General features: G+C 66.3%; 5 protein-coding genes. 4 read left to right on the top strand and 1 reads right to left on the bottom strand.

The genetic code is table 11. From position 1 onward, the window contains the following. Positions 1-744 precede the first annotated feature (744 nt). On the top strand, positions 745-2268 hold the full coding sequence (locus C2L80_RS06205; protein ID WP_092198709.1) for an FAD-dependent oxidoreductase: 1524 nt from the start codon (positions 745-747) through the stop codon (positions 2266-2268). Between the two features lie 907 nt (positions 2269-3175). Here the strand turns inward: C2L80_RS06205 and C2L80_RS06200 are convergent. Beyond that, entirely contained in the window at positions 3176-4969 is a 1794-nt protein-coding gene (locus C2L80_RS06200; RefSeq protein WP_103262861.1) for a helix-turn-helix transcriptional regulator, read from the bottom strand. 333 nt (positions 4970-5302) lie between these two features. Here C2L80_RS06200 and C2L80_RS06195 point away from each other — a divergent pair, with 333 nt between their 5' ends. The 3 genes from C2L80_RS06195 (at position 5303) to C2L80_RS14030 (ending at position 9575) form a co-directional block, all read left to right on the top strand. Beyond that, a complete protein-coding gene (locus tag C2L80_RS06195; RefSeq protein WP_087195531.1) occupies positions 5303-7066 on the top strand; it encodes an FAD-dependent oxidoreductase in 1764 nt (587 codons plus the stop codon). Between the two features lie 1786 nt (positions 7067-8852). Continuing rightward, complete coding sequence (locus C2L80_RS13855; protein ID WP_157941027.1) at positions 8853-8993, top strand: hypothetical protein; 141 nt, start codon at positions 8853-8855, stop codon at positions 8991-8993. 351 nt (positions 8994-9344) lie between these two features. Continuing rightward, positions 9345-9575, top strand: a complete 231-nt coding sequence (locus C2L80_RS14030; RefSeq protein ID WP_141684144.1) for a hypothetical protein — start codon at positions 9345-9347, stop codon at positions 9573-9575. Positions 9576-9597 lie beyond the last annotated feature (22 nt).

Raw genomic sequence — 9597 nt, 5'->3', positions numbered from 1 at the left:
TGGTACCGGGAGGGGAGGCTGAAGGCGTTCGACGAGGGAGGGCGCAAGGTGTACGATACGATAGCCGGCCGCAGGAGGCGGCTGGGGCTGGCCGCCTAGGCCGTCCGGAAAAACGTCCGCACCCCCATGCGGCGAAAAATGCGCTCGAAATGCCGCGTGCGAGGTCGAAAATCCCTCGGATGGTCCCCGTATCGCCTCCTGATCGATCGCTTCGGTAAAATACTGACAAAGAAATGGCAATTCCTTGCCGTTGTGATGCGGCAGGCTTGGGAGGGCGGGGCCGGTGCTCGGGAAGCGCTGAGGAGCGTGGGAAAGACGGGGCGACACTCGGGAAGCGATGGGGTCGAGAAGGTGGGCCGACGTCCGGGAAGCGCTGAGGGCCCGGAGAAGATGGGCCGTCGCTGGTGGGTGCGGAGAAGATGGGCCGGCGCTGGTGGGTGCGGAAAAGACGGGCCGACGCTCGAGAGATACCGAGGAACGCGGAGGAGGTAGGCTGACGCCTGGGAGGCGCTGTGATCGAGAGAGCGGGCCGACGCCCGGGAAGCGCGGAGAGGACGGGCTGATGTTCGGGAAGCGCTGAGGGGCACCGGAGCGCGCCGGAGTGCGCAGGGGCGCGCCGGAGCGCTCGGGAAAGGCTTTGCGTAGATTGCATGGCAGATCGTCGAGGCGTTGGCGTCCGCTTGCGGCTTGTTCCTATACTGGGGTGAATATCGCACGAACCATCCCGAAAAGAGGTCTTGCGCCATGAAGCGCCGCGGATTCTTCAAGCTTGCTGGTTTGACGGCTGCCTCCCTTGCTGCGGGCGGCGTTCTTGCCGCGTGCGGGGCCGGCCAGATCCCGGCGAATCCGTTGCGGACGGACGCTGGCGAGGACGGTGCGGCGCCGAGCGTTGCGGGCGGGCCTGCAGTGGCGTTCTCGTCGGAAGTGGACGTGCTCGTGGTGGGCAGCGGCATCGCCGGACTTTCCGCGGCCATGGCTCCGGCCGAAGCGAAGCGCTCGGTGCTGGTGGTGGACAAGCTTGACCTCTTGGGAGGCGAGAGCTACGAGGCGAACGGCGTCATGCGGGTGGCCGGCAGCGCCGTTCAGCAGCGGGCCGGACTGAGCGCGACGGCGTCTTCCGAGTGGGAGGCGCGCAAGAAGGAGCTTGAAGCGGCGGGAGCGACCGATCTCGAGTTCTCCCGGACGCTGTTCGAGGCGGCTGCCTCATGGGCCGATCATCTGGCAAACGAGTACGGAGCGCAGTTCGCCGATCCCGCCGAGTACGCCCAGGGCGACCGCAACACCTCGGTGCTGCTGCCGAAAGACGGCCTCGGCGACATGGAGAGCGTCATGGTGCCGCTGCGCGACGGCTTGGTGGGCAAGGGCGTTTCGTTTCTGACGGGGCTGCGGGCGACGGCATTCATCTTGGACGAGGAATCGGCGGTGTGCGGCATGCGCTTCGTCGCGAGCGAGGGCGGGGCGGTGACGGACGTGCGGGCGCGCCGCATCGTGGTGGCCACCGGGGGGTTTGCGAGCAGCCAGCCGCTCGTTCACGCTTACACGCCCGACCGCGAGCGCGTCGGGTGCTACACCGTGGCATCGATGGGCGAGGGCCAGCTTCTGTGCGCGGCTATCGGCGGGCAGCTGACGGGCATGGACAAAGCCGCCTCGCTCACGGGCGATCTGCCGCAGGTGTCGGCGTGGGGGCTATTCGGCCCCATTGTGGCCGTGGACACGCAAGGCGAGCGGTTCGCGCGCGAAGATGGAAGCGGCGCGACGGCTGAGGCATGCTTTGCGGACGAGCGGGGCTTATGGTGGACGGTGTTCGACCACGCGCTTTCCGAAAGCAGCCAGTCTCGCAGCATCGCACAGCTGACCAGCAAGAACGCCAAGAGGCTCGTGGGTCCGTGCGACAGCGCGGATGCGCTTGCCGAGCAGATGGGCGTGCCTGCCGACAAGCTGGCCGCCACACTTGAGCGCTATAACGATTTGGTGCGCGCAGGGAAAGACGACGATTTCGGCCGCACGCTGTTCCTCGAACCGCTCGAGGCACCGTTCTATGCGGTCAAGCAGCTGCCGGTGCGCTACCGTTCGCGCGGCGGCGCGGCAACCGACGAGGCGGGGCGTCTGCTGAGCGCCGCCGGCGCGCCCATCCCCCGGGTGCATTGCTGCGGGGCCGTGGCGAACGGCGGGTCGGACGGGTTGGCGTCCAACGGCGCGTTCGGGATGCTGACGGGCCAGGCCGTGGCCGACTCCTTGGCCGAGGAAGACGCGCAGGAAGGCGCTTGAGCCTCCCTTTCCGTCAAGGGTTGGGCCTCTGTTAAGCCAAAATTGATAGAGGCCAGATCGGCCCGCCGGGCGAGGCCCCGCCGGCACCGCAGAAGTTCCCGCCCGGCGGGCGGGAACCCTCCGAAACCCCGATCAGAGCAAACCCGACTCAAGGTTTAGCGAATAGGGGTTCGTGTCAGTCCTGGTTTAACATCGACAGGGTTGGCAACCTCTTCCCTCTGGCGCGTTGCTTCGAAGCCGTGCTGGCAAAGCGGAGGCTCCTCTGCGCAGGTCCCTCGCCCGGCTGTTCTTTCGTGCGTGAAATCCTTTGACTTTTGGCCACCAAACCGCGTTCTGGCACGGATTTCGGCTTTGCTCGGGTCAAAGGGGACGTTGCGGTCAGCAAAGTCCCAGGTCGGCGAAATCGAAGGCAAGCAAAATGCGGCGAAATCGCCCGAGCGTGTGCCAGAACACGGTTTCGTGGCCAAAATCCGGGGATTTTCACGCACGCGGATCGCTTGCAGGCGAGTTTCGCTTGCGGGGGAGGCCGTGTGTGAGCGAGAAGAAAGCCGTGCGCGAGCGGAGAGGAGGCCGTGTACGAACGAGGAGAGGGCCGCGCGCGATTGAAGGCCATGTGGGGCTTTGGGTGGATGAGGGAGTGGGCTCTATTCGGACGGAGAGGGGCTGGATGCGTGCGAGGCGCGCGGGGCCCGTGAGCGGAAGGCGCAGGCGAGTGGTGTGCGAGCACGGACTTCGGGCTGGTCGCTCGCAGGTCGCGCGTCGCGATTTGGCTTCGAACTGGTCGCGCGGGGCTCGTGAGCGGAAGGCGCACGCGAACGGCGCGTGAGCGCGAGCTTCGAGCGCGCCGCGCGCCGCTCGCGTGCGCGCTCGAGCGGTCTTTTGCTGCGCGGACGCGCGGCCTTGGCCGTCAGGCCGTCGGCCCGCTGCTTTGCGCCAGGTCGATGACTTCTTGTTTGGAATGGACGCCCAGTTTGCCGTAGATGCGCTTGACGTGGGTTTTCACGGTGTTCTCGGAGATGTTCAGATCGCTGGCCATCTCGGTGATGGACAGGCCGCGCGCAAGCCGCGCGAGCACTTCGCGTTCGCGGGCGGTGAGGTCGTACGCTTGGGCCAACTCGCTTTCGGCGTCGGGTCGTTCGGGCCGCTCGTGGCGCAATCGCGCCACGACTTCGCACAGCTCGCTGCGCGAATGCACCTCGAAGCGCCGATAGAGCTTTTGGGCGTGGTACTTCACCGCGCTTTGCGATAGGTAGAGCTCCTGCGCTATGCGCGGTATCGTACGGCCTTCCACGAACAGGGCAAGGACGGTCGATTCCTGCTCGGACAAGCGATAGCGTGCAGCCAGCTCGTCAAGCGCGAGCGGCGAAGTCTCTCCGTCGGCGGGCGTCAGCTCGTCGGCGCCGTGCGGATTGGGCGTGCTCCCGCCTCCATTCCGAGCGGGCGCGTCTTCTGTCTCCGTCCGGAAGCTGCCGCGGAGTGCCTTCGGGGGGGGGGGCAGCATGGATTTCCGCGCATCCGAGCGTCCCGCCAGCCACGATGCCGCGAGTGCCGCCAAGTACAGGCTTCCCAACCCCATGAGCGCCGCGCTCGTGCCGGTTTCGGCCAGATGGCGCGCTAGCGCAAGCCCTGCGCCCTCTCCCGCTAGAAGGCATGCGAGCGTCAAGCACGAAACGCCCGCGAGCAGCGGCAGCGCCGGAACGCGCGCGATCTTCGCAGCCTCGCCCACCATGCAGTACAGCACAATGCCCGTGATCATGTACCCCGTGGTGGCCAAGGTTCCGGAAAGATCGGGAGGCACCGTCTCGATGAGCCCCGGCAGCACGAGGAACCCCAGAGCCGAAAGCGGCAATGCCACGCGGTAGCTTGTCTCCAGCTTGAGAGGTTGGTGGAGCACGAGGGCCGGAACCGCCATCACCACGAGCACCACGCTGGATACGCCTTGCGTGAAGAACTGGAATCCCACAGGATCGGCGCCGGTCGAGCCTTGGCGGGCGATGGAGGACACGAGTCCGCTCACGAACGCGAACATGCCCACAGCCAGCACGCCGCGCCACAGAAGCGGCGCGATGTCGCCCGCTTGCTCGCGCACCGTGTGCTCAAGCCGCTCTGCGCGCGGCAGCCTCGCAAAACACGCGTTGGCCGTTGCGAGCGACGCCGCGGTGAGGGGCAGCAGCCACGACGTGGGCAGCAAGAGCGTGACGGCCACGAGGGCGGTGGCGGCGACATGGGTGGCTATCAGGTAAAGGTAGCTGCCGCGATACGAGAACAGGGGAAGCCTCGAGGCCCATGCGAGGCCCATGATGCCCTGCGCCGCTCCGAACAATGCCGTTCCCAGCGTGAACGCCGCCCACAGCCCCGCGCTTGCGGTGCCCGAGCCGTTTGCGGCTCCCGTGTCTGCCAGCTCCGCGTTGACTTGCAGGACCGCTCCTGCCACGAGCGCGATGCCCAGCAACGCCGTTACGGTGGCCGCTGCGGCGGCGGGGACGGGCGGCAGCCCGTCTTCGTGCGAGTGCCTGCGCGCAAGCAGCGCGACGGCGTATGCGGCGATGCGCGAGGCGACGAGCGTGACGAAATAGGCGTTCTCCAACTCGGCGCTCATGCCGCCGAGGCTTGCGAACGCCGTGGTGGCATGGAAGCTCAGGATATCGGTGAGCCAATAGAGCGCGAATCCCGCCACGGGAATCGCCAATCGCTTTCCCATGTGATAGCCCTCCGCGCCGCGCAGGCGGCGTCGCCTCCTCCTCCGTTTCGTATCCTGTCCATGATAGCCGCTTGCGATGCGCTATGAGGTCGAGAATTCCCCCGCAGACGTGTACGGGTGATGCCGTTTGGCCGTTTCGGGTGACAAGGACAGGCCAGGGGTGGCGAGGTTTTGGCCGAGGTCTGCCCCGACGGGTGATGGACGCGCTGAGAGGCGGCGGGCATCATGGGGAAGCGAAGTCGGCCGCAAGCGCCGCTTCGAGCAAGCGAAGCCGGCCGGGAGGGTCGCTTCGGACATCCACGATCGTCGAGATCAGGGAGAAAGGGGATTCACATGACGAAGAGCACGAACGGCAAGGGCCTGTCCCGCCGCGCGTTCCTCGGCCTGGGCGCCACCGCCGCGGTGGCGGGCGCCGCGGGGCTCGCGGGGTGCGCCCCCGCCACCAAGGAGGAGATCGCCTCGTCCGCAGACGGCGGCGCGGCGGCGGGCGGGGCGACGAGCGGCAACCCCACTGAGTTCACGCCGTCGTTCCTCAACCCGCCCGAGCCCGTCGACGAGTCGAAGGTGACCGAGACCATCGACGTGGACGTGTGCGTGGTGGGCCTCGGCCTGGCGGGCGTGTGCGCCCTGCGCGAGGCCGCAGACGCGGGCGTCAAGGTCATCGGCCTGGAGAAGGGTCCGGACGTGGGGTATCGCTCAGGCGAGTTCGGCACGTTCGGCAGCGAGATCCACAAGCAGCTGGGCATCGAGCAGCCCGAGACGCAGGAAGTGGTCAACGAGCTTATGCGCGTCATGGGCAACCGCCCCAACGCGCAGCTTCTCAATTACTGGATCGCCAATTCTGGTCCCGACCTCGACTGGTACATCGGCACCGCCGAGCACGAGCTGCTGACGAGCGACCGCGACACGCCCACCGATCCCGAGAAGCCCTACGTGTTCCCCGAGCGCTGCCCCGTGAACGAGAACTACAACTGGCGCGAAGAGAACTACCCCTGCTTCCCCGGCATGGTGCACCTGCTGCCCGACCACGGCTGGGCCATGCACGGCACGCTCGAGGCCGCGCAGGCGGCCGGGGCCGAGGCCCGCTTCAACGTGAAGGGCGAACAGCTCATCAAAGAAGGCGACCGGGTGACGGGCGTGTACGCCTCCGACGAGGACGGCAACATCATCCGCGTCAACGCGAAGCTGGGCGTGGTGCTCTCGACGGGCGACATTTCCAGCAACACCGAGATGCTCACCTACTACGCGCCCCAGGCCACGAAGTACGGCGTGTTCTTCAGCAGCATGGACAAAGAAGGCAAGCCGGTGAACCAGGGCGACGGCCACCGGATGGCCATATGGGCCGGCGCGGTCATGGAGGATGGCCCCTACGCGCCGATGACGCACAGCCTGGGCACGAACTCCATCGGCATCAACCCCTACCTCATGGTGAACCAGGACGGCCAGCGCTTCGCGAACGAGGACGTGGGGGCGCAGGAGCTGCAAAACGCCATCAAGCGCCAGAAGGGCGGCGTGTCGTACCAGATCTTCGACAGCAAATGGAAGGAGCAGTTGTCGGTGATGCCCCAGTGCTTCGGCGGCGTGACGCACTACATCCCGCCCGAGCAGGAGGCCGAATACGAGCACGCCATCAACCACTTCGCGGCGGGCTACGCCTCCGACACCTATTTCCAAAGCGAGATCGACGCCGGCTCCATCATCCCGGGCGACACGATCGAGGATTTGGCGAAGGCCGTGGACATCCCCGCCGACGCGCTCGTGGCCACGGTAGAGCGCTACAACGAGCTGGCGCATGCGGGCAAGGACACGGATTTCTCGAAGGTGTCCACGCGTCTGTTCCCCATCGAGAACCCTCCGTACTACATCGTGCCGTTCGGCGATTCGGGCATGCTCGTGCTCATTGGCGGCATCGATTGCGACGCCGAGTGCCGTGCGCTCGATGCCGAGAAGAACCCGGTTCCGGGCCTGTTCGTGGCCGGCAACACGATGGGCGGCCGCTTTTTGGTGGACTACCCTGTGACGGTTGCGGGCGCGAGCCATTCCATGGCCATGTCGTTCGGCCGCTTGGCGGGCCGCAACGCCGCCGCCGGCAAGTAGCCGTTGTGCTGGGGCGCGGGCTGTTGCGGTCTGCGCTCCAGCGCTTTTCGGGCGCGTGCGTCTGCTGCGCGCGGCGCCTGCGAGCGTGGGTTTTCCGAGCGCCCTCCGTCGGGCCTCGGTTCACCGGGCTACCCCATGCCGGGTTCCAGTGCGCGGCGAATGCGGCGCGGCGGCGAATCCGGCGTGGTGGCGAATCCGGTGCGGTGGCGAATCCGGCGCAGTGGCGAATGCGGCGCGGTGGCGAATGCGGCGTAGTGGAGAATCCAGCGTGGTGGCGAATGCGGCGCTTGGATTTGGGGCCTTGATTGGACTTGCTGCGCGGTCCCCTTCCTTCGATGGTAAAGAATCCGGCGATTTCCAGCGATATTTTATCGTCAGAAAGTATATTTAGGCTAACTATAACATATAGTGTATCGTTTCCGTTGTATATCAAACAAAGGGAGGCGGTTTCGACCCGTTTTGACCCGCGTTCTACCCTCTGAGCGCCCTTCAGTGCTCCTGATGGTAAAATATCGCCGGAAATCGCCGAATTCTTTACCGTAGTAGGGTTGCGAATTCTGTGCGACGATGGCAGAGGAGTGCCCGCGCAGCCGCGTCGTCGACAGGGCGCCGCCGACGCGAGCGCTATGCGCCGATGGCGGGGTAATGCCCGCGCAGCCGCGTCGTCGACAGGACGCCGCCGATGCGAGCGCTGTGCTCCGATCGCAGGGGAGTGCCCGCGCAGCCGCGTCGCCGACGGGATGGCACCGATGCGAGTGCTGCGTGCCGATAGCAAGGGGGGGACTGCGGGCGAATCCGTGCTCGGTGCGGATCGTCTCGCGGGCGGCCTCCTGCAGGTCGCTCTCCCGCGGGTCGCTCTCCCCTTCGGTCGCGAACGATGCGGCTGCGCGCAGGGGCGCGAGCGTGCCGCGTCGTGAGCCCGCGCCGTCGTCGGCATGGGGAAGGTCCCTTCTCCGCGATCATGAGCTGGCAGCACTCGGTTGCTTCCGGTTGGCGGCAAGAAAGCCGCGGCTTTTTGAAACCCGCTCTTCTGCCCGAGGAGTTCGGCCTCCTTACGCGGGGATCAGGCCTTTCGGCGACGGCTCGGGGAGCGGATTCGGAAGGTCTTCTGGCCCGGATCTGCCCGCCCTCACCCGAGCGCTCTTGCCAGAGTTCTGGGGCTTCCGCACCCCCCGAGCGCTCTTGCCAGAGCCCTGGGGCTTCCGCACCCCCCGAGCGCCCTTGCCGAAGCCCTGGGGCTTCCGCACCCCCCGAGCGCCCTTGCCGAAGCCCTGAGACTTCCGCGCCTTCCGCGCACTTGCGGCAGGTCTAACCGGTTGCGCATGCGCAGTCGGCTGCGTTGTTCTTGGGCGCGAGCCTGCGCTTTTCCGGCTCGCACGGCTTCCCGCCGGGTATCTGGGCCTCTTTCCTCCGTGGTCGCAGGTTGACCTCTCGCGAGGGGGCAGGCGCCTCGGCGTCCGAAAGGAAGAAGCCGCTCGATTCCGCAACTGCCCTTTTGCGTCCATGTTTGGCAATCCGGGCAGTGGCTGTCCGTTTCGGGCCTATCCGCTTGCTTTGGCGAACGTTTCCGCAGACGCACAAGCATGCCCTCTGGCCCTCGGCCCTCCGATCCCGGCTCCCCGGCGCGGCTTGGAGGCGCGTGAAACGCCTGTTGCCCTGGGGTTGCCGAGGCGCTACGGCCTTACAACCGCGTCTTGCGAGCGGCCTCGTGGAGCAATGCTTTCATGGCTATCGGCGAGAAGGTTGCGGATGCCCAATTCGCGCAGTTGCGAAGGGGCTATCGTTCATGGCGAAAGAGGAAGTCGGCGCGGGTGGTGCGTTGGGAGCTGCGTCGTGCGAAGACGCGATGAACCTGTCTGCGGGTTTCGTCGGCTGGTGCCTTGTTGGGCGGGCCATGTTGGAGGTAAGCGAAAAGCTGCTCGTGTGATGTCTGGGTGGGACAGTCGGGTGGAAAGCCGATTTGGGGATCGATGGACGTGCGGCTTGGACTGCGAAGAGGATCCGCGCCAAAATCGTCTTTGCAGCGGCCTCGTTTTGCGCCGCCGCTGCCGCCATTTTCGTCCCGCTTTTTCGTCGAACCGCGAAATGCCGCGAAATGCCTGATGGGGGGGGGGTGGTAATTTGATGTCGCTGTCTCTTATGTGGTAAAATTACTTCCAATTATGGTCGCTGACGAAAGCGCTCAGGGTAAGAGGGCGCTCTTGGGTGAGATGGATAGGGTCGGAAGGACGGTCGCTTCGTTGCGCGGGGCGGTTACCTTTATGCCGAGGAGGTTGCTATGAAGATGGCGAGATGGCATGAGGCGCGCAGGATTGGCGTGCGGGCGCTTAACGTGGGGCTGGCCGCGTTGCTGGTGTTCACGATGACGCCGCTGACGACGATGGCGTATGCGACGGACGACGACGCTGCCGTCGAAGAGTTCCCTGCGTTGGAGCAGACGTCGGCAGACGATGCGGGCGCGGTGGGCGAACTCGGAAATTCCGTCATGGGGGGGGGGTCTTACTTATGACGCCTCCTCCGCTGACGGCGGG

The organism is Rubneribacter badeniensis (genome assembly GCF_002899695.1).
In the GTDB taxonomy this organism is placed as follows: Bacteria; Actinomycetota; Coriobacteriia; order Coriobacteriales; family Eggerthellaceae; genus Rubneribacter; species Rubneribacter badeniensis.
Note: the sequence above shows the minus strand (reverse complement) of the source record. Positions and strands in the feature narration are given on the sequence as shown.